Annotated in this window: 18 protein-coding genes; 11 read left to right on the forward strand and 7 right to left on the reverse strand. The window is 45.0% G+C overall.

From position 1 onward, the window contains the following. The first annotated feature begins 65 nt into the window (after positions 1-65). From AB4161_RS07640 to AB4161_RS07670, 7 genes are all read left to right on the forward strand, one after another. On the forward strand, positions 66-251 hold the full coding sequence (locus tag AB4161_RS07640) for a hypothetical protein (RefSeq protein ID WP_004734731.1): 186 nt from the start codon (positions 66-68) through the stop codon (positions 249-251). A gap of 235 nt (positions 252-486) precedes the next feature. Continuing rightward, the gene (locus tag AB4161_RS07645) at positions 487-1,860 is read left to right on the forward strand and encodes a YcjX family protein (protein ID WP_102320447.1); all 1,374 of its coding nucleotides are present in this window, start codon (positions 487-489) and stop codon (positions 1,858-1,860) included. Positions 1,861-1,874: 14 nt separating this feature from the next. Continuing rightward, the gene (locus tag AB4161_RS07650; RefSeq protein ID WP_017068778.1) at positions 1,875-2,927 is read left to right on the forward strand and encodes a YcjF family protein; all 1,053 of its coding nucleotides are present in this window, start codon (positions 1,875-1,877) and stop codon (positions 2,925-2,927) included. Positions 2,928-3,050: 123 nt separating this feature from the next. Continuing rightward, positions 3,051-4,595, forward strand: coding sequence for a transcriptional regulator TyrR (gene tyrR / locus AB4161_RS07655; protein WP_372083120.1), 1,545 nt, complete (start codon positions 3,051-3,053; stop codon positions 4,593-4,595). 18 nt (positions 4,596-4,613) lie between these two features. After that, positions 4,614-5,201 carry a ribosomal protein S5-alanine N-acetyltransferase gene (rimJ, locus tag AB4161_RS07660; protein ID WP_372083121.1) on the forward strand — a complete coding sequence of 196 codons (588 nt, stop codon included), beginning with the start codon at positions 4,614-4,616 and terminating at the stop codon, positions 5,199-5,201. A 164-nt stretch (positions 5,202-5,365) separates the two neighbouring features. Further along, the gene (locus AB4161_RS07665) at positions 5,366-5,839 is read left to right on the forward strand and encodes a DUF2947 domain-containing protein (protein ID WP_017060433.1); all 474 of its coding nucleotides are present in this window, start codon (positions 5,366-5,368) and stop codon (positions 5,837-5,839) included. Positions 5,840-6,107: 268 nt separating this feature from the next. After that, a complete protein-coding gene (locus AB4161_RS07670) occupies positions 6,108-6,323 on the forward strand; it encodes a hypothetical protein (protein ID WP_017065431.1) in 216 nt (71 codons plus the stop codon). A gap of 171 nt (positions 6,324-6,494) precedes the next feature. Here AB4161_RS07670 and AB4161_RS07675 read toward each other — a convergent pair whose 3' ends face one another. The 3 genes from AB4161_RS07675 to AB4161_RS07685 all read right to left on the reverse strand — a co-directional run bounded on the left by AB4161_RS07675 (position 6,495) and on the right by AB4161_RS07685 (position 12,124). Next, positions 6,495-9,335, reverse strand: coding sequence for an Hsp70 family protein (locus AB4161_RS07675; RefSeq protein ID WP_136982505.1), 2,841 nt, complete (start codon positions 9,333-9,335; stop codon positions 6,495-6,497). Positions 9,336-9,488: 153 nt separating this feature from the next. Continuing rightward, complete coding sequence (locus AB4161_RS07680) at positions 9,489-11,492, reverse strand: Hsp70 family protein (protein WP_372083122.1); 2,004 nt, start codon at positions 11,490-11,492, stop codon at positions 9,489-9,491. After that, entirely contained in the window at positions 11,492-12,124 is a 633-nt protein-coding gene (locus AB4161_RS07685) for a DUF2760 domain-containing protein (RefSeq protein WP_017091262.1), read from the reverse strand. The genes AB4161_RS07680 and AB4161_RS07685 overlap by 1 nt, the downstream gene beginning before the upstream one ends. 350 nt (positions 12,125-12,474) lie before the next feature. On the opposite strand from AB4161_RS07685, the gene AB4161_RS07690 reads away from it, so the two are divergent. Beyond that, the gene (locus AB4161_RS07690) at positions 12,475-14,013 is read left to right on the forward strand and encodes a diguanylate cyclase domain-containing protein (protein WP_372083123.1); all 1,539 of its coding nucleotides are present in this window, start codon (positions 12,475-12,477) and stop codon (positions 14,011-14,013) included. A gap of 87 nt (positions 14,014-14,100) precedes the next feature. Then, positions 14,101-14,631 carry a 3'-5' exonuclease gene (locus tag AB4161_RS07695; RefSeq protein WP_102292241.1) on the forward strand — a complete coding sequence of 177 codons (531 nt, stop codon included), beginning with the start codon at positions 14,101-14,103 and terminating at the stop codon, positions 14,629-14,631. 119 nt (positions 14,632-14,750) lie between these two features. Here the strand turns inward: AB4161_RS07695 and AB4161_RS07700 are convergent, their stop codons facing one another. Both AB4161_RS07700 and AB4161_RS07705 read right to left on the reverse strand, forming a co-directional pair. Next, positions 14,751-16,436, reverse strand: coding sequence for an LruC domain-containing protein (locus AB4161_RS07700; RefSeq protein WP_016797392.1), 1,686 nt, complete (start codon positions 16,434-16,436; stop codon positions 14,751-14,753). An 11-nt stretch (positions 16,437-16,447) separates the two neighbouring features. Continuing rightward, positions 16,448-16,969, reverse strand: coding sequence for a hypothetical protein (locus tag AB4161_RS07705; protein WP_372083124.1), 522 nt, complete (start codon positions 16,967-16,969; stop codon positions 16,448-16,450). Positions 16,970-17,840: 871 nt separating this feature from the next. Between AB4161_RS07705 and AB4161_RS07710 the strand changes: the two genes are divergently transcribed. Both AB4161_RS07710 and AB4161_RS07715 read left to right on the forward strand, forming a co-directional pair. Next, positions 17,841-18,512, forward strand: a complete 672-nt coding sequence (locus tag AB4161_RS07710) for a transcriptional regulator (RefSeq protein WP_372083125.1) — start codon at positions 17,841-17,843, stop codon at positions 18,510-18,512. A 2-nt stretch (positions 18,513-18,514) separates the two neighbouring features. Continuing rightward, entirely contained in the window at positions 18,515-18,952 is a 438-nt protein-coding gene (locus AB4161_RS07715) for a hypothetical protein (protein ID WP_372083126.1), read from the forward strand. A 33-nt stretch (positions 18,953-18,985) separates the two neighbouring features. Here AB4161_RS07715 and AB4161_RS07720 read toward each other — a convergent pair whose 3' ends face one another. After that, a complete protein-coding gene (locus AB4161_RS07720; protein WP_048609171.1) occupies positions 18,986-19,435 on the reverse strand; it encodes a TerB family tellurite resistance protein in 450 nt (149 codons plus the stop codon). Positions 19,436-19,588: 153 nt separating this feature from the next. Continuing rightward, positions 19,589-21,616 (reverse strand): alkaline phosphatase family protein, encoded by a 2,028-nt coding sequence (locus tag AB4161_RS07725; protein WP_136975766.1) that lies wholly within the window; start codon positions 21,614-21,616, stop codon positions 19,589-19,591. Positions 21,617-21,630: the final 14 nt, after the last annotated feature.

Below are 21,630 nucleotides of genomic sequence, written 5' to 3' on the forward strand. Positions count from 1 at the left end.
TTTGTCTTATTATCAATGATATAGTGATAAACACATAGTTTGATATAAGAACATAGGAGAGAGGAATGCCTCGTTTTATTCAGATCCTACAGATTATCTTGGCAGTGGTGATTGGTGCTTTTGTTGGCTACGACCTGATCTTGAAAGGGATCAGTATCTTTGATAATAAATACGTGACGATTACATGTGCGCTTTGGCTAATTGCAGAGATTGCACTGTTTGTTATCTACAAGTTGATTGAAGACGATTAGACGTCGGATATCGTGCAAAAATTCTAAAGCCCCTGATTATAAATGTAGTCAGGGGCTTTTATTCATCTAGCATTAAGAATGTGTATTGCATACTCATCAACATCAACATCAACATCAACATCAACATCAACATAAGCAAAAGCAAAAGCATACAAACTATCCCAATTGGGAAAGAACATAGGCTTGCCTTTCTATTATCATAACCAGCTAGCCTAACTATCACGGAGTCGTTCAAATGAAACACCTAACTCAAGAAATGAGTGACTTTATAAGCAGAGGAACGGATTCTCATATTCGAGTAGCGGTCACGGGGCTCTCTCGTGCGGGTAAGACAGCATTCATTACTTCGCTGGTTAATCAGCTTCTTCATACGTCTACCCACAAAAACTTGCCACTGCTTGCATCGGCGAGAGATGGAAGAATTATTGGCGCAAAGCGTATCCCGCAACACAACATGATGATTCCACGCTTCTCTTATGATGAAGCGATGGAGTCGTTGAATGCACAGCCACCAGAATGGCCAGTGCCAACGCGTGATGTCAGTGAGATTCGTCTAGCAATCAAATATAAGCCTGCGAAGGGCGCGAAAAAGCTACTGAGTAAAAACAGCACCCTTTATCTCGATATTGTCGATTATCCAGGTGAATGGCTGCTTGATTTGCCGTTACTGGATATGGACTTCGATACCTGGAGCCAATCTCAGTTTGCCGCATTGAAAGGTGACAGAGAAACCTACTCGCAACATTGGAACGCCATGCGTGGTGATATCGATTTGCTAGCAGAAGCAGACGAAAAAAAACTGGTCGCGATTGCCGATAGTTACACCAAGTACCTTCATACTTGTAAAAGTAACGGACTGCATTGGGTACAACCGGGTCGATTCGTATTACCGGGTGAGCTTGAAGGCGCGCCTGTGTTGCAATTCTTCCCGTGTCTCGCACCTGAGGGTAAGTTCTCAAAAACAAGTAACTATGCGGTACTGAAAGCGCGTTATGAAGAGTATCAACAGAAGGTCGTGAAAGCGTTCTACAAGAATCACTTCGCGACGTTCGACAGACAAATCGTGTTGGTGGATTGCTTACAGCCACTTAATGCGGGCTATGACTCTTTCATGGATATGCGTGGCGCGTTAGAACAGTTACTTAAGAGCTTTAAGTACGGTCGAAGCAATATCTTAAGACGTTTATTTGCGCCGAAGATCGACAAGATCTTGTTTGCAGCCACCAAGGCTGACCACGTGACACCGGATCAACATCCGAACTTGGTGTCACTGTTACAACAGATGGTACATCCGGCTTGGCAGCAGGCGGCGTTTGAACACATCGACATGAGTTGTATGAGTATCGCGTCTATTCAAGCGACCAGCGCGGGTTATATCTCGTCTGGCTCAGACAATGTTCCGGCGTTGCAAGGTGTGACTTTGGATAATGTCCCTCAAACCATGTATCCGGGAGAGGTGCCGCGTAAGTTGCCCAACAAACAGTATTGGGAAACCAACCAGTTTGATTTCACGAGCTTTAGACCGATGGAGCAACATTCCGATGAGCCTTGCCAACATCTAAGAGTCGACAAGGTTTTAGAGTATCTCATTGGCGACAAGTTGAAGTAATTGAGGCAATCAAAATGAGTGAATTAAAAACAAAGCAGGTCTTTAATGAACCGTTGAAGACCTCTTTTGATGAGCAAGACAAGACCGACGTTGGCCCGGATTTAGGTGCTCAACAACTGTTCACAGAGCAAGAGAAATTTGTCCCTGTCGCACCGCAAGTGGAAGCCGAACTTGATGGTGAAGCTGAGCAGCAATTGGAACAAGTGATTCGACCGAGCAAAAAGAAGAAGTGGTTTGGAACGGGTTTATTGGTCGCTTTTTCTGGCCTAGTTGGATGGCAAGCAATTGAATCGGTCATTACCGCAATTCAAACTGCTGATTGGCTTGCGTTAGGTTGGGCAGGCTTTATTGCTGCCATTGCTTCATTGGGTTTAGGCGCAATAGGCAAAGAGCTGTGGAAACTGCGTTCACTTAAAGATCACTTTAGTGTGCAAGAGCAGAGTGAAGAGCTACTCCAAAGTCAAAGTGTCGGCAAGGGCAAAGCGTTCTGTGAAAACATCGCCAAGCAAGGTGGCATTATCGCTGAGTCTCCTTCGTACGATAAGTGGCGAAACAGCATTAACCCAGCACACAGTGATGCAGAAGTGTTGGATATGTACGATGCGTTAGTCGTGAGTCAACAAGACAAAGTAGCGACTCAAATCGTCACTAAGTTTTCGACCGAATCGGCGGCTTTGGTTGCAGTGAGTCCATTGGCGGCGGCTGATATGTTGCTGGTGGCTTGGCGAAATTTCACCATGATCGACAAGCTTGCTGATGTGTATGGCATTGAGCTTGGCTACTGGTCTAGGATTAAGCTATTTAAATTGGTGTTAATCAACATGGCAGCAGCGGGAGCCAGTGAACTCGCAATTGATGCAAGTATGGATCTCGTCTCGATGGATCTTGCAGGCAAAGTCTCAGCTCGAGCAGGGCAGGGGCTAGGTGTTGGTATTCTTACTGCAAGACTGGGTCTAAAAGCCATGACATTGCTTCGACCTATGCCTTGGCATAACGAGAGAAAAGTAAAACTGGCAGACCTCCGCAAAGCTGTCCTTTCAGAAATAAAGCGTATCACTCTCAAATAAAGCATTTAAAGCTCAATAGTTTGAGAAGAAGAGTAAACATATGTTTACTCTTCTTCTTGACTGAACTCAGAGCTTAATCCACACTACTGTCAACTTATCCTGACACCTATAATAGGACTATTTGTGCGTCTTGAAGTATTGTGTGAAGACAGACTCGGCTTAACACGTGAGTTGCTCGATATCTTGGCCTCAAAAAGCATTGATTTAAGAGGAATCGAAATTGATGTTAAAGGTATTATTTACCTAAACTGCCCTGATATCGATTTTGATGCTTTTAGTGAACTTATGGCTGAAATTCGCCGAATTTCAGGTGTGAAGGATGTACGTAAAATCCAATTTATGCCAAGCGAAAGGCATAACACAGAGCTGATTGCTCTGCTGGCAAACCTACCTGATCCTGTGATTGCGATTGACCTTAAAGGCTCAGTCGATATGGCTAACCACGCCGCATTGAGCCTCTTCAACAAACAAGAAGATGAAGTCATCGGTGAACCGCTCGCGACGTTTGTTCCTAGTTTTAACTTTGCTCGTTGGATCGAAGGCGATGTAACGCGCCATCGTGAAGTTGTCGTGTTGGATGGCTTAGATTTCTCTATTGAGATCCTGCCGATTTACCTTGGTTGTGATGTCAACGAAGCGGTACTGGCAAGCGCAGTAATGACGATTCGTTCTTGTAATCAAGAGATGAACTCGCCAGATTCAATCCCAGAACAGAACAACCTGGGTTTTGAACACTTTGTTGGTGTCTCTAATCGCCATAAAGCCTTGATCAGCCAAGCTAAGAAATTGGCTATGCTGGATCAGCCTCTATTAATTGAAGGCGATACAGGTACGGGTAAAGAGATGTTGGCAAAAGCGTGTCATAACCGTTCAAATCGATCGTCTTTCCCATTCTTGATTCTAAGCTGTGCATCGATGCCTGATGACGTAGCGGAAACGGAATTGTTTGGTCATGCGCCGGGTTCATTCAACCATGAGCAAGGTCATAAAGGTATTTTCGAACAAGCGAATGGCGGTACCGTATTTTTAGATGAAATTGGCGAGATGAGCCCGCATCTACAAATCAAGCTGCTGCGTTTCCTACAAGATGGTTCATTCCGTCGTGTTGGTGAAGAAGAAGAGATGCACGCTGATGTTCGTATTATTGCATCAACGCGCCACCGTCTTTCTGAATTAGCCGACTCGGGTTCGTTCCGTGAAGATTTGTTTTACCGCTTGAATGTACTGACTCTGTCTATCCCTGCATTGCGTGAACGCTCAAACGACGTAGCGCCACTGTTGGAACTGTTCGTTGCAAAGTACGCGCAGCAGTTAGGTATGTTAAAACCAAAACTGACTCAAGAGTTAGTCGACCAGCTTGGTAATTACCAATGGCCGGGCAACATTCGTCAGTTAGACAACATGGTTCTACGCGCACTAACAGAGTTGGATTCAGACACGCTAACGGTTGAGCAATTCCACTTGCCACAGCTTGAAACAATGACGGCTGGAATGGCGAACCTGAGCTTAGACGGCTCGCTCGATGAGATCATGAAAGACTATGAATCTCAGATTCTAGAGAAGCTTTATCAGTCTTTCCCATCAAGCCGTAAGCTAGCAAAACGTTTGAATGTTTCTCATACCTCAATTGCGAATAAGCTTCGTGATTACGGTATCAGAAAGAACTGATCGAATAAGAACAAGATTATGGAAGATTTGAGTACACCAGAGCGCATTTATAAGCATGATGGTAATCTGATTCTACGCACGGCTGAAATCGATGATGCTGGCATGATCAGCGAGTACTTTCAGGTTAACAGAGAGTATCTGAAACCTTGGGAACCGATTCGCGAAGACGCGTTCTTTGATAGAGCGAGTTGGGCGCAGCGACTGATCAAGTTAAACGAGCTTCATAAAATGGGGCTAGGCTATTACTGTTTACTGATTAACGCTGACTCTAATGAAATGTTAGGCACCATATCGTTCAGTAATTTGTCTCGTTTCCCGTTCTACGCTTGTAATGTCGGTTACTCATTGGCGCAAAGTGCACAGGGCCACGGTTACATGCGCAGAGGTTTGAACATGGCCAAAGACTACATGTTTGATGTGCAGAACATTCACCGCTTAATGGCGGGCTACATGCCTCACAACGAACGCAGTGCTGGCGTATTAGAACATCTTGGTTTTGTCCGAGAAGGTTTTGCTAAAGACTACCTACAGATTAACGGTAAATGGGAAGACCATATACTGACAGCATTAGTTAACCCAAATTGGGAAGATAGACGCGTTATTTAGCAGCAATATTGCTAAGACGTAGTACTAGTTAAAGGCAAATAGCTTTTAAACGTAAACAAAATTTAGACGCAGCGTATATCAAGCTTTGCTAATCGCCGCTGCATCAAAAAGAACAGATAGGCATGGTAAATCCATCAGCCTGAGCAGATATTTGAGGAATTTTGATGTCATACACAACTTTGGACGAATACCAAAGAAAATGGATTTTCACTCACCAGTCAATGCCGCTTCCGGCAGAGGACTTGGAAAAGATTAAGCCAATGACACAGGCGAGAGCATCTCAGTTCTGGAAAGAGAACGTGAGCCCTCAAAGCCCAGACGCAGAACGACTGAGCTCGCAAGACTGGCCAAGCAAAGCATCGAACTGGAATGAAGAGATCAGTTGGATGGCGCATTGGGAAGCGGATGAGCCTGAAATGCCAGAAGAGATTCTTAACTTTATTGATTGGCAAGATGACGTAACTGTTTATTTTTGTTACGAAAAGTACAATGTTCTTGAAACCAAATGGGCGATTTTCAAGAAGCATTGGAAGAACTTCTTGTTCTACGATGATGGCCCGATTCTAATCGGTCGTCGTCGTTCAGAAGCCCTTTGGTTTGCTACCAATGGCAAGGTGAAAATTGGTAACCGTGCTTAACCTCGGTGTGATTTAATCGAGCTAGTGCTGGTAATCCGAGCAACAGATAGATAAACAAAAAGCGAGCATCGAGCTCGCTTTTTTTGTGCCTAATGATCTTCGAAGATCATGGGGAAAGACCCACTATTTGAGCCCAACTAAAGGTGACCATATCCACTCATTTAAAGCGAGTGAATTACGAAATTGAGATCGCTATCTCATTGGGTTAGTTGAAGTTTCATGGGGTTGAGCTATCTTTATATTACTGCCTTAGTGGAGGTGAAGTATTATGATTTGGGATACTCTCGAACGTGTAAATAAACTTCGCAAGGAAGCAATGGAGGATCCAGAGTTTTTGGATTCAGCAAAAATGCATGAGGAATGGCTTTTAAGCGAAACTCATAATCAATCGAACAAAGGAGCAAAAGAGAATAAACCGAAAAAACTATCTGACATTTATGAAAATACGGATTTTCCTATCAACCCAACTGGAACCAAACATTAACAATGATGAACTGCAACACGGCTAAGGCTCTTAACCAAAAAGCTATAAGTCGATTACACATACCAGCCTTAAGCCACCAATAAAAAAGCCACTTTCAACGAATCGAAAGTGGCTTTTTCTTTTCTTGCTAGCTTCTTTACCATTAGCAACGAAAGCTAATCGTTTTCAAACCTAGTTATTGATTAGGCTTAATCCGCTTGGTAACGCATCACCAAACACACGCTTAGATTCACTCTCAGAAAGCTCAGTCACTTCACTCACTAGTGTTAACCATGAGTCAGGTACCTTGCTTTGCTTAAGCTTCTCAATCACTTGATTGCGATAGTCGTCAGAGATATCAAACTGACGGTCACCGGTTTTTCGACAAATCATCACCGCTGCGAAGGCGATCATCTGCTCTTTCTGCCAGTTCTGTTCAAGCAGTTTTGGTAACCACTGTTCAGCTTGCTCTCTAGGAATTACGCTGTGTTGGCTGCCATACAAAGGCGTTCTTGATGCTAATCGTCCTAGCGCCCACCAGTGAGCCTGTTCAAATTGGTTATGGTTGATCGCTTTGCTTAAGAACCAACTTGCCAGCAGCACTTTGTCTTCAACCTCAAGTTGCTCAAGTGACGCCGCTAAACGGACCATGGCTTCATAACCATTATCTTGCGCATCTTTGGCTGTCTTAGGGTTCTTCATTGCACCTGGGTGAAGGTATTTAGCGATGTCAGCCAAGATACTCTCTTGCTGCTCTTGGTTTAGCCCACCAGCGACACGACGCCAGAATACCCACCAGTCTGTCCAGCCTTGGTGGTTCTTGAACTGAATGTTCTGTTGGTAAAGGCCCCAAATCTGTTCGATACGCCATGAGTCAGTCGGATCGCCAAAGCCAGGACGTAGCGAGTATCCCGCCAAACGTAGCCAGTTCTTCTCGTGTGCTTCTGAGCGGCGACGACGTTTACGACCTAATGAGAAGGTATCAAATAGATGACGAAGGGTCGTGAAGTCCCATTCATCGCGTTTACCTAGTCGCTTCTCAAGATCTTTCGATAGTGTTTTGATCTCTTTCGATTCAGCACTCTTCTTGTTGCCGCTGTACAGACGAGAAATCAACTCCTTACACTCTTCCAATCTTGGGTGAAGCGCGGAGGTATCAGATTCATCGCCTTGCTTGTTTCTTACTTCAAACTCAAGCAACCAACGCTTAGAGTCATCTTCTATACTCACACACTCCATTTTCAATGTGCCGACTTCGGTTAACTGACAAGCGAGCAGTACTTCAACACGCTCTTTTTGGTTGGCTTGAAGTTCTGCAGTACCTGAGCCTTCCAGCGTAGAAATATACGGTGGGAGAGGGGAGAACAAGTCGGCATCCACATTGACCATCACACCGTTTTGAATGGCGGTGTCATGAGCAATTTGATCGTGTGTTGAAGTCAGAAGATTAAATCGTACTGGCTCACCTAAAGTCAGCGAGAAACGACGGCTGTTCAAGCGTACCTCTTGGCCTTCTTCGGTTCCTTTGGCAAGCAGACAAAGCGCTTTACCCATCTTGTTTTTCTCTTGCAGATGCAAGAAGTAAGAACGGGCAGCACCGCCACCGATTTTCAGCTGTGCACCGCGGCGTGCTTTACCAAAGGCAACCGCGCCAAGGGCAACAGACCAATCTGGATGAGGGTTATCAAGCACTGTGATAGGAGAACCGTTCCAGTTGCCCAGTAGCTGAGTAATTCGCTCTGTTACCAGTTCACTGTTAAACACACCACCATTGAGCAGCACGCCAACTGGAATTGCAGGTTTGGTGTCATCGAACTCAATAGAGTCTGAGTTTTCCAATGCGGCTTTAGACACTTGTTGGTGCGTTGCTAGGAATTCTGCAACGTGCTTACTCACCGCAGGGTCAGCCACGTAAGGCAGACCAAACTCAACCACAGCACTGCGGCGTTTGTCGGGTGTTTCAGTAAACTCAGAAAGCGGGAAGAAACCTTCCAATGCGATTTGATGGACTTCTTGTTTAGTTAAACCAATACTCTTAGTACCGCCAAGCAGTTTTGAACCGCTGCCCAGCATGGTGATCTTTACATCATCGGGCGCATTGGCAGAAAGCAGGCTCTCTTTTGCGGCGCGAGTCTGTTGAATCAGTTTGGTTAGGCTAGAGGCATTGAGCTTTTTGTTTTGATTGAAGCGTTGCTCAGCGAGGTGAGCAAGCGCTAAATCGAGGTTGTCACCACCGAGCATCAAGTGTTCACCAACACCAATACGGTCGAGTGCGAGCTCGTTATTACCGTCGCTGTTCGCATCGAATTTGGCTTCAATTAAGCTTAAATCGGTGGTACCACCTCCAACATCACACACTAGAATCAGTGGGATTTGTTGAAGTTCATCTGCTGCGGTTTGTTGGTGACGGGCATACCAGTCATAACAAACGGCTTGCGGCTCTTCGAGTAATAGAATCTTACCTAAGCCCGCCAGTTCTGCGGCTTCGAGTGTTAGCTTACGTGCTGTCTCATCGAAGGAAGCAGGAACGGTAACCACAACATCTTGGTCTTCCAGCTTGTTGCTCGGGTTACGGTAGTTCCATGCTTGGCGAATGTGGTTGAGGTAGCTTGCACTCGCCACAACTGGCGAGACTTTATCGACATCAGCTGCGCCAGCCCAAGGCAGAATGTCGGAGTTACGATCAACCGCTTGGTGTGATAGCCAACTCTTAGCACTCGATACTTGGCGGCCTTCAACCTTAGCGCCTAATTCACGAGCCCATTCACCGACGATAACGTTCTTAATATCGCCTTCAACGGGGCTTGGTTCCCACGGCATCGTCAGGTCAGAAGGGGAGATTTGACCTTGTGCTGGGTGGTAACGAAAGGATGGAAGTAGGGGCTTGCGAACCACTTCACCGGGGCCGATGAGTTGGTCAATATCGAAAAGAGAAACGGGAGCATGTTGTAGGTCGTCGTTGATTTCACAGTAAGCGACAACCGTATTGGTTGTACCTAAGTCAATGCCGACTAAAAAACGAGGAGTTGCCATACAAAACCTTATTCTTCCAGAGTGATGACCAGTTTTTTGATAGCTTTGGTCTTATTGTTGTTATTCGTAAACGTCATTCCTGAGAAACAGGCAGGACTAGATTGAGAAATGCATTGATAAAGTAACGGCACCCGCTAAGGTGCCGTTGATTCATTATGCTTGTTCGTTTGAGTCGTTATTCGAGTCTTCACGAACATCGAACTCAACGTGCCACTTCTGACCGTTGTCAGTAGCAATCGCTTCTAGGTGTAAGGTGCCTAGCTCAGTAACGCGAGAAGCCAAAGTCACTGGAACCACTTCACCTTCGCGACGGCCTTCAGAAACCGGCAATGTCACTTGGATTTCAGGAAGCTCATCAAGCTCTTCAGGCGCCCAGTGATCAAGGTGCGTACCCGCTTCATCTTCACGACGAATGGTTGAACCGAAGAACTGGAAGTGTACTGGCTGACCAATCACTAGACCGAATTCTTGGCTAGGTACTTGTACGCTTGAACCTTCTTCCATACCAAATGGTGCAACACACAAAGCTTCCATCGGAGGAGCCATACCTGGGATAGCTGGCATCGCGCTTTCAATTCCTACGTAGTAAGAAGAAGCGATACCACCGCGGATACGAACGCCTTGGCCACGACGAACTGCGCCGTAGTATGAAGCGCCACTTGCAACCGCTAGGTCTAAATCTAAACCTGAAAGCTGTTTTGCGAACTCTTCGTCAGCATTGATCAACCATTCGTTGATCGTATCTGAAAGACGATCAGCAAGTAGGTTCGATTTTAGAACACCACCATTGAACAGGATTGCTGTTGGCTTGATGAAGTCTGCCGCTGGCGCTTCTGACCCTTGCGTACCGGGCATACCGGGCATGTTTGCAAACGGGTTGAAATCTTGCTGAGCCGTTTCGCTATTTCCAGAAAGCGCGTTCGCTTGCTTAGAAAGGAATGCGGCAATGTGACGAGTGATACCTGCGTCTTGAGCGTAAGGCAGACCCATTTGAGTCAGTGCGCCACGTGTCTTTTGTACTGGATGCTCAGTCACGGCTACTTTCGGGAAGAAGCCATCAACCAATGTTTGTTGTACTTCTTGCTGAGTCAGTTCTGTTTTCAGTGTTGCGCCAAGCAGTTTAGAACCACGGCTTGGAACAACGATAGGCACAGATTGCAGTTCAGCATCGTTAAGCAGTGCTTCTTTCGCATCACGACATGCGTGAGTCATCGCTTGAACCTGCCAAGGAGCCAGTTCTTTGCCTTCTTGCGCCAGTTTCATTTTCAGACGGTAAGCCAGTGCTAAGTCCATGTTGTCGCCGCCAAGTAGGATGTGTTCACCTACTGCGATACGGTTCAGGCTTAGGTTACCGTCATCTTGTGTTACTTCAACTAACGAAAGGTCGGTTGTACCACCACCGATATCGACAACAAGAACGATGTCACCAACGTTTACTTCATCACGCCATGTGTCGTTGCTGTTATCAATCCAGCTGTAAAGAGCCGCTTGTGGCTCTTCAAGAAGCGTTAGGTGAGTGAAACCGACATTACGTGCAGCTTCTGCTGTTAGGTCACGAGCCGCAGGATCAAACGAAGCTGGAACCGTGATCGTTACATCTTGGTCTGCCAGTTTGTGTTCTGGGTTTGCGTGGTTCCAAGCATCTTTAAGGTGCTCAAGGTACAACTCAGTGGTCTTAAGCGGAGATACCTTTTCAACTTCTTCAGGGCTGCCTGCAGGAAGGAACGCATCACGACGGTTCACACCACCGTGGCATAGCCAAGATTTTGCACTTGCTACCAAACGGATAGGGGTTTTCGAACCTAGGTTACGAGCAATCGCACCGACTAGCGCTTTTGGCTCTGAAGACCAAGGAAGAACGCGAGAGCCCGCATTCATTTCATGTTCGTGCGGCTGGTATAGGAACGAGCCAAGTTGGCTGCGAGTTTCTACTGTACCTGGAGCCGTCAATTGAGGGATTGGCATCACCTCAACGCGAGCGTCTTCATTTGTTGTGTCGATGAAAGACAAAACGCAGTGTGTTGTACCTAAATCGATACCAACACTGAACTTAGGCGCCTGATGTTGCTCTTGAGAAGATAGCTCTTGTGAATGCATCTGCGGCGTATGTTCTTGAGAAGAAGACTCGTGCGATGATGGCTGAGTTTGGTGTTCCATTATAGCTCTACCTCTGCCGGTGCAATTACAGATGCATCGTAGTTTTCAGCAAGCTTAGGCAGGTTCATGTCAGTTGCTTTCCAACCTTTGTGAACTAGTGTGCCGTTGAATGGTGCATTGCCCGTTACGTTGCCAGTTAGGCGAATTTCTTGAGGGTTGAAACCTTCAGCGATAGTGATACGTGTTTCTTCATCTTCAGTGCGGATGTGAGAAAGCGTTACGTAATCGGCTAATACTTTTTGACCGCCAGTGTGAATAACACGAGCTGCCGCGCCAACTTCTTCATCAGAGAATGATGTTAGGTCTTCTTTTAGGAAGTCAATTAAACGAGCTTCTTGCTGCATGATAGACAGTAGCTGCATTGCAGAATCTGTTGGTGCTGTTGCCAGCTTAGATTCAACTTCTACTACTTTTTCGATCACACGTTCAACTTCAACAACTTTCTCTACTTCGACAATTTTCTCAACTGGCTTTTCAACTTCAACGATCTTTTCTACTGGTTTTTCTACGACTTTCTCAACCACTTTGGTTTTACGAGAAACGGCAATTAACAGTAGTAAAACGCTTGATGCAGTTAGGCCTGCGTGAAGCATATCAAACGTTTGTGGGATTAGGTTCAAATCAACGATCATAGTGATTTTCTCTTTAAATTGATTTAACGGTATATTCATTGGTTAAGTTGAACATACGGGTTGGAAAGAAAACTCTGTCGCACTCAGGCAAAACGGTATCTTTCAAGCTATAAATATGGATGGATACTAGCATATTCAAGGCTTAAGGGCTGTATTTAATGTTTTTATTCAAGTGGGTTTTTAGTGTGTTAGCGTGAAAATTAGTCGAGATTTGTTTGAATAATAGCCTTTGATGTAAGGGGAAGGTAAACATTGCCCATTTTGTGTCAGATTTAGGACTAAACATGAATGGAGCAGGGTTCCTTAACGTTATATACTTATGACTTTATATAATCCGACATGAGATATGTATGCCGCATACAATCGACCCGTTGACAGGGTTGAAGAGAAGAACCTTGCCAGTAGTTGCTTTTTTGGTCACCTTTCTGATTGCGGTGTTATGCTTTGTGTTGGTGGCTCTTAACCAAAATCGTGCCTTGAACATGAATTTGGAGAGCTTTGCTAAAAACCAAACTCTAAGCCTAAAAGCGTTTATTGATAACGATGTTGCTTACATTGGTTCTGGTGCTAATTTTTTCTACGCAAATGATCCTGAAAACTGGGATAAGTTTGATCGTTTTGCGCAACAAACGATTAATGTTTCAAAAAGTCTAATTGGCTTGCAATGGATGCAAAAAGTGACAGCCGATGAGATTGAAGAACACACTGCTCGGATGGAAGAAAAGTACCCATCATATAAGTTATTCACTATTCCAAAACATGAATCAAAAGCTTTTGGTTACATCTTAGATGGTGAGCCAGCCTTTGTTGCGACTGATATCTACCCAAATACCGAACCTAATAACAGAGTTCTTGGTTTCTACTCTTCTCGTGAACGATTTAAGCGCGTTTTAGACAATATTAAACAGACACGCCAAGCGAATATTTCAGACAAAGTTCGTTTAATACAAGATGGTTTAGACCCACAAACACCGAAAAGTGGCATGTTGGTGTATCACCCTGTATTTGAGGGTGAAAGTGACAATTTGCTCGGTGTTGTGATTGGTGTGGTTCGTACGACTTATTATTTTGAGAACTTACTGGCATCCACTGCGGGTGATATGAATGTATATGTGCGAGTGACCGATACCGGTTTTGAAGCAGAAGATTCTCCCATTTTGTTTGAAACTGAAGGTTTTGAAGGCGTAACTGGGCACCTTATTACCAAAACCATTAGCCTAACCAACCGAGATTGGAAAATTGATTACAAGATAGGTTCATGCATCTCATTTTCCGGCTACTTGGTACTCGCCGGCATTGCTTTAGTTGGGACCACTATCTCTTTATTGCTGGCCTACATAGTTAATCTACAAATTCGTGAGAAACAACGTTTGTACCAAATGCTATATGAGAGGACGGAAGAGCTGCGCTTTTTAGCCAATCATGACAGCTTAACCGAGGTCTACAACCGACGAGCGTTTAATAAGAAATTAGACAAAGCGATCGACCGCGATAAACCATTTAGCCTTATTGGTTTTGATATCGATAAGTTCAAAAACATCAACGATCAATTTGGTCATCCAGCGGGTGATGCATTGCTGATTCACGTCGTCAAACTGATCTCTGTTAATTTGAAAGATGGTGATGACCTGTTCCGTTTAGGAGGTGATGAATTTTGCATCATTTCGAGTATCTCAGATCACGAAGCGTTGGAGCGTTATTTAGAATGTATCCTAAATACTGTTAGCCGCTCTCATTGTGAGCACAAAGGTCGCCAATTGAGTTGTACGCTTAGTATTGGCGCTTCTATTCGTAGCAATGAAAATACCGAAGAAATTCAGCAGCGAACCGACAGCATCTTGTATCAAAGTAAACTAAACGGTCGAAATCGAGTCACAATTGCAGGCTAAATGAGCACTTGATGTAACAAGGGTCGAGTTCCTGACTGTGCTCATGTACAATTTCACGAAATTTTTGACGAGAGAATTAGGCGACGTATGAATCACAATCGAGTGGTGTGTTTCGATTTGGAAATGTGCTGTTGGAGCGAAAATGGTGTAGGAACAACAGGGGAGATCATTGAAGTGGGTCTTGCTGAGATTGATCTAGCATCTGGTACTATCGTGAAGCGAGCGCAATACTACGTTAAGCCAGAGAAAGACGAAGTCTCTCTGTTCTGCGCCGAGTTAACGGGCATTACACCTCGTAAAATCGAAAAACAGGGGCGCCCATTAGAGTCTGTTATCAAGTCGATGATTAAGAACTTCGGTGGCCCAAAGAAAATCTATGCAGCGTGGGGACGAGATGATCTGATCTTACATAAAGAGTGTAAAGATAAAGGCATAGAACCTCCGTTTAGCGAGTTTATAAATATCGCAACACTTTATCGAATTCAGAATCGTTTGAAAGAAAAACGCATTGGTCACCGCGCGGCTCAAGAAGCGAAAAATATTGAGTGGGAAGGCCGTCAGCACTCTGGGTATGTCGATGCGTATAACCTCGCGAAGTTGGCGTTAACGATGCTCTAGATAGCAGCAGTGAACACCCGAACATAGAAAAGCCATCTACTTGTAGATGGCTTTTTGGTTTAATTTTTATCGATATTTCTAAAGATTAACTCATTTTTTAATGACCAAGCTCGAGTTACTTACCATACCTTCGACCCTGTCGGTGATGTGAACCAGTCCGTTTGAAGTGTACCGCCAGACTCTGCCCACGTGGTTAGATGTTCATATGCTTCACAAGTATCAATACGTTCGTATGGGTGAGACCATTGGCCTGGGATATCTAGAGCCCATGGGTGGCCAGTCGTGTTTTGATAGTATTCACCTTCACTTGTTACTGTATCATCATCACCAGCACCGAATATTGCGGTATCTGCTACATCTGTATTTGGATAGTTCATCAAGTGAATCTCTCTACCTCTCGCGTTGGCTTTGTAAATGAACGGGTTAAAATCCGTATTGCTTAGCGCAGGAATTGAACCATCAATCACCAGCGAGACACTGTAATCGATTAAGCTTCGTGCATCACCCGACTCTGTGTTGTAAAAGCTATAAGTGCTTGTACTTGGCAGCATCGCCGCGACACTATCAATCACAACAAATACCAACTCGCCTGAGTGACCGGCCTCTGGTGTTAACGCTACGGTAGAGCCGTTGTATGTTTTGGTCAGTGAAGTGACATCCGTGTCTTCAAGCCCTGCTAACGAAATAGCGAAACCATTGTCTTCAGCCGCTCCACGAGCAATAGCTTGGCCGTAGTAATCAAAACGAGTTATTTGGTTATTCGCGTTTGTATAAACACCTAATGCGTAGTGGCTAACAAAGTCATTCAGATCGTAGTCACCCTCATTTGGCCATAAATCTTCGTAGGCTAATGTGTACCATCCACTGGTTGGTGTTCGGCTATAGAAAGCGATTGTCGGATCGTTTGGTGCGTAGTCGTTTGCATCTGATACACCATCACCGTCACTATCCCCAATTGAAGGCCATGCAATCTCAGCGATTTCACTGATCAGTCCATTCTGGTCAATAGCGATGACCTGAACCTTCCAAAGTTCTCCAACTTCAGTTTCACTGGCCGGCAACGTGGCATTACTGTTGTCATTTTTTCCGACAAACTCATCATCCACATAGAACCCTTGACCTACATCGACAAACCAACGGTAGCTATAAGTTACAGAATCACCGTCTGGGTCTTCCGGTGTTGGACCGGTTACTGTCACAACCAAGTCGTCATTATCACCGAGTCCAGTGCTGCGACTTAGAGTTGGTGTAGAAGGAGGGGTATTAGCAATGGTGACATAAGTAACACTGATAAGGCTGTAATCCAGCGTGGTTAGCCAACCGTCGTTATTCACATCAATATCTAGGTCTACATTCACAAGACTGTCGTCAAGTGAAGCGATAGGGAGGTCAAAAACGGTTGTCGACCAGTTATTGTTGGTACCTTGTAAGAACCCGGGAGTAAGTAAAGAACCGTCAACAGCGATACTGTCGTATTCTCCGTTTTCTCCGTGGTGTGCTTCTGAATCAACATCATAAGCGTAAATAGTGAGTGTCGCTGCGGTAATCTGTGCGCCATCAGGGACCGTTAAATTATGTTGCCAAGAGTAGTCTTCGTTTGCTCGGCTGTAGATGTCGAAACCATAACCAGAAGGCGCGATGTAATGTGGTGAGGTACTACTTGCATCGATCTTTTGAGTCACTGTTATTGAGCCATCACCGTTAGTGGTTGTTGTGTTTTCTGTTGCAGCTGCAAACGTCTGTTGCGAGAAAGAACACATAGCGACTGAACCCATCACCATTAGAGATTTTTTAATATTTTTCATGGCAGCTATCCTTAGTCAGAATCCAGAACAATGTCGCAAGAAACTAGCAAATCAGTAGTGACGTTATCTAGGTCAACAGTACTTCTACACTCTTGACCACGCACCTGAGCAACGATTTCCAATCCTTCCCAGTTGGTTGGAATGCTAAAGTCACTCACTAATTCACCATCGCGGTTCGACATACCAGAGTAGAAGGCTTGAGAATCTGTTTGGTCTGAGGTCACGCTGTATAGTTTGATGATGTGGGAACCGCGAATTGGAGCCGGCTCACCGTCTTTGTATGAAAAACTACTGACGACAATGACGCTCATTGTTCGCGAAGCCGTTCCACGCCACTCAAAACTGTCCGGTACAGCAATATCAACAAAAGTCGTATTGGCAGCTGTTGCGGCAGGACTCGCAGCGCTGTCAGTTGAGCCGCTTGCACCACCTCCGCCACCAGAACTGCCGGACCCGCCACCACCACCGCCGCAGGCGATGAGAGACATTGATGTGAGCGATGTTAAGAGGAGTGTTTTTAATTTCATCATCATAATCTTCCGTAATTAATTGAGGCCGTGTAAAACTTAAAGAGCAATGACTGTGCCAGTTTTTATGTTTTTGATAAAAAAGGAAAAATTTGATTTTTTGATGTGGTTTAAAATTAATTGTATATCAGCATCTCAATTAGAGAATCAATCTGACGATAACGAATAAGTGACGGCCTGATAATGAGATTTGATAGGGAATTGGATTCAGTTTTCACGAATGCTGAGTGAGGAAAGTTGAATCTGTAATAAGAGACATTTGACTGGTATTTCTCTTGTTCAATAGGTGGTGGGTATCGGTTTTTACATCAACACAAACAGAATGAAAAGAATGTTAATTCTTAATAAATGTCAGAAGCGCTTTAATTAATATTAAATCGCAGGTTTCGACCTTGATTGGGCAGAGCTAGATGGTAGCGTTAGTTCACCCAAAACAAATAGCACAAGAGAAGCCAAACCAAAAAGCGATGATCAGGCCTGTCTATTCCATGGCAAGTTTAGAGTTAAACCTTGGCTATGTTTAAAGGTGAGTGAGTTTACGTGACTGACTCACCTTGTCGTTATTTCATCTTGTTACTCGTCGAACTTATATTTGACTGAATTATTGGTTAAACTTCGCGCCACTCTTTTCTATGTATAGCTTGGCATTAGAATAACCAAGCAAACACCTTTTTGATGACCTTTTTATTTATGAACACCTCGCCGAAATGAACGCCAGTAGCCCTGAAAAAATCATCTTAGACGCTTCGGGTATCGAGATGATTAACAACACACTCATTGATTCGAACTTGGACAAGCGGGTGACTTTGTCTCCCTCAGAAGCCTTGATTCTTGAGTTCCTAGTGAAGAACAGCCCAAAGCTGTGGGTCGTGACTTCTTGCTTGAGCATTGTTGGCCGGGCAGGGTGGTGACGGGCAGTTCGCTTAATGTTGCAGTTAAGAACATTCGTACAGCATTAGGTTCGCTTCAGTGTGATTGCAAAATCTTAACGGTGCAAAAGGAAGGGTACAGTTTTAGCAGACCTCAACAGCTTGGTGGCTACCTATCAACACCCACCTCGGCTATTCAAGTTGAAGTACCTCAATATGAATCGCCTCGAGTTGAAGCGCTTAAAGAACCCTTAGTATCAAAGAGCTCGAGTACTGAGCGTGGTGACAATGAACGTGAGTCAGCCTTAACGAAGCAACCAGACTCGTATAAACAGCGTCAGGTGCAGCATTTTGTCGCGCGTCATCGATCTCGTATCTCAGGAATATTAGTCAGCGGATTTCTTCTCATGCTGTTTTATCAGTTTGCTTTTTTTATGGATAAGACGAGCTATCGCGGTATGGATGTTTATCACGACAGTTTGAATTTTGATCAAGAGCTCTTAACCGAGTTGAATACTGTGTCAGAGCTCGGTGTTGAGTCACTCTACCTGCATCGCATTGGTGTTGGGTGTCAAAATATCCAAGCCGTCGCCTTGATAAATGGACATTGGAAAGAGATAAGCCATCAGTTTAAAACTGTCTCTTGCGAAGTCGACAATAACAATGAGCGAGGGCAATAAGTATGAATCGTAAGTTTTGGATGCCTATCTTATTGACGCTGTTTGTGATTCTAAATGTAGGCTTAATCTCTGGGCTCGCAACCAAAAGTACCTATCGATTTTCTGCGGAATACCCGATGGTCGGGAGGGAGAGAATCTCGCTCCGATTGGAAAATGGTCGAGTCAAAATGCAGTACATTGGCTATGACATGGATGGGAATGTCGCTCAAACCAAGCAAATGTTTGGTGTGTTCTTGCGCTGGGGGAATCATTACTACCTTTATCAATTAGACCAGGATCAGGCCCAAGATAAGCAGACATTCAATATCAAGCATTTATACATTCAACAAACACAAGGCAAGCGCAGTGTGTTGGTATCGAATCAGCGCGGCCTTTATGTCACTAAGAAGGGCACGCCGTTAGAGCTCAAAGGCATCATGCATGGCGACCGCTTACGCTAATACAGAGGCTTAATGCTAGTAGAGAGCCTTTGGTTAGCTTTTACCGAGTACGTTCAGCTTAGTCTTGATAAAGTCACTGTGGTCAACGTAGAGCAGCTCCGCTGTTTTACGGATCACAGAATCTTCGATAGGGTCAATTTCCCCGTCGGCATGCGCTACTTCCCACATCGCTTTGATTAAGTCGATTCGCACTGGCTGAGATAGGTCTCTGAGTTGCGATGTAAAGTCATACAGCGATACTGATTGCTCTACTTTCGGCTCTGCTTGCGCGAGCAGTACCTTTGCTTGTTCTTCATCTAAATCCAGCAAACGCTGCAGAAGCTGTAGCTTAGCGACTCTTTCTGATTCATTGATCTGATGGTCGGCACCCGCGACTTCACACAACAAACTCGCGATGGCGATATTAGGTGATGTGCCTTGGTTTTTGCTTAGGTCCTGGCCTTCAATCAATTGTTTAAACATTGATGTGAGAGAATTGAACATAACGAGCTCCAGTTAAAATTTGTATCGAGTTCCGTAACGCTGATAGCTATCAACTATAACCATAAGCATAACTATTGGGTCTACAGAGTGTGATCGCAAGCGTCTTTACTAAAAACTGACATTACGGATACGCGAGCGATAAGGAGCATTTTATCAATCGGGCTCTGGGAAACGGGTAATTTTACCGTCGCCACTGAGTGTCGTGATCGATTGCGGTTTCCCATCAGTGTCTAGCCTCAATTCTCCAATCGCACTGCGGTTTGAAAGGCGATAGAAGGTCTGATTGTCTGGGCTTCGCTTTTCGATCTTCAAGCGTTTACGCTTAGTGAAGTAGTTCAAAACTGAGCGAGGGCTGTATAACAGGCGGTCCCATACATCGCAGAATTTAAGCAGCGGAGCAGGGAACTGATTTTTAATACCACTACAGGTGATTTGATAGATGTTCGGGCTGTTGCGACGATACCTAAGCTTGATGTCATAAGCGAAGGAGTAGTGAACGTCACCAGAAAGTACCACGAAGTTGGTCGGTGTTTTGGTGTGGGTGAAGATGCTGATCAGCGTATTAGCACTGCCCGGATGTGCCATCCAGTTTTCAGCGTCAATCACTAATGGCTTGCCGATTGTGGTCGCCATCTTTTGCAGTGTTTCAATAAACTTCACGCCAAACATCGGTGCAGCAGAAACGATCACCACTTTATCTTGATTCATTAACTGATGTTGAAACTCAATCAAGGCTTCCCAGTCCATTAAACCTGAAGGCTTGTTCATGCGTGACTCTGAACGCCAACGACGCGTACGAGTATCCAACACAATGACTTTGGGTGAGGTATCTATTGTGTAATGCCACTCTTCAAAGCGACTCAGCATTTCAATAAAGGCTTGATGCTTGTCTGGCTCGATATTGCTAACAGAGTGAGTAGTCACTGCATTGCCGGCTTCATTATGCGCTTGTTTAGTAATGAGCGGCTGTTTAGTAATGAGCGGTTGAGCGACAAAAAGCTGTTTTGCTTGCTCGATAAACGTTTCGTCGAAGCTCTCCGGTTTGTTACCCCAACCCTGACACATCCAGTAAGCCGCGAGGCCGTTACCAATGACTTGAGTGGCGAACTGGTTTTGGTCGACAGCATGTTCCCAACCCACGGTAAGGTTCCAATCATCGGTAACATCGTGATCATCGAAGATCATGTAAGTCGGAATATGAGCGAACAGACGCTGCACTTGCGGTAAGCCTGCAATGAAATCATCCATGATGACGTTTTCATCACGCCACTGTTGCTGCTCAGTCGGTGTTAATTGGCGTCCACCTTGAGTGAAGTTATTCTCAATTAAACGCTCTCGATTGACGCATTGCCACAGTGTCGGAGACCAAACCAATAAGTACATCGCGATAAACTCAGACAGCGTGACCAAGTGGTTTTCACAATCGGTAGAGCTAAAAATCGGCACGCCACGGTTCGGGAATAACTTATCGATCATCGATTCTGAAGCTGTGTGGTGCGGCAAATAGTGATGACGCTGGTATAAGTGGTATTCACTGTTATACAGAGCGTCACTGTTGTTGATTTGTTTAATTTGCGAGTCAGTCGGTAAGCTTTCGCCTACAAGGCCAAGCAGGTGAATCACTTGTTGAATAGCATCAAGTGTTGGGCCTGCCACATGGTCGGCGTAGATCTGATCGCCGCTCATCATCAGCATGTCGGGTCTTTCAGCGACGGTTTGATCGGCCATCTTGTTATCGGCTGCAACTAGGCTGTCTTTGCTTGGATGATGCGGGTTGCGGCAAGAGCCATGAAGAATGTAATCAGCTGAGGTCGATATCTTAAACTCAACGCGAGATTTACCGTTGTAAACAAGGTGAGGGGCGAGCTCTTTTAGTGAACCTGACTCTGTGTGAATGTCATATTCAAGCAGCGTATTAGTCGGAAACTCACCTTGTAAGCGAATTAGCGTTATCCACGCATGTGTACCGATTTGAATCGAATCATGTTCTTCAAGCGATGAGGTATAAAACGGCTGGTCTTGTGCTGCTTCAGAATCGTCTATTTCTTGAGTATGAAGCTCGGCTCTGCCTGTAAGAGGCGAGCTGGTGGCTAACCAAAGTACCACTTCAGTCGCGGTGGTTTTTCTTAAAATGGGTCCGGCGAGTAACAGGGGAAGAGATGATGTCGTAGAGGGTTTCAATACGGTACCTAAAA

Origin of the sequence: Vibrio sp. 10N.286.51.E5, assembly GCF_041469125.1 — a bacterium.
GTDB lineage: Bacteria > Pseudomonadota > Gammaproteobacteria > Enterobacterales > Vibrionaceae > Vibrio > Vibrio crassostreae_C.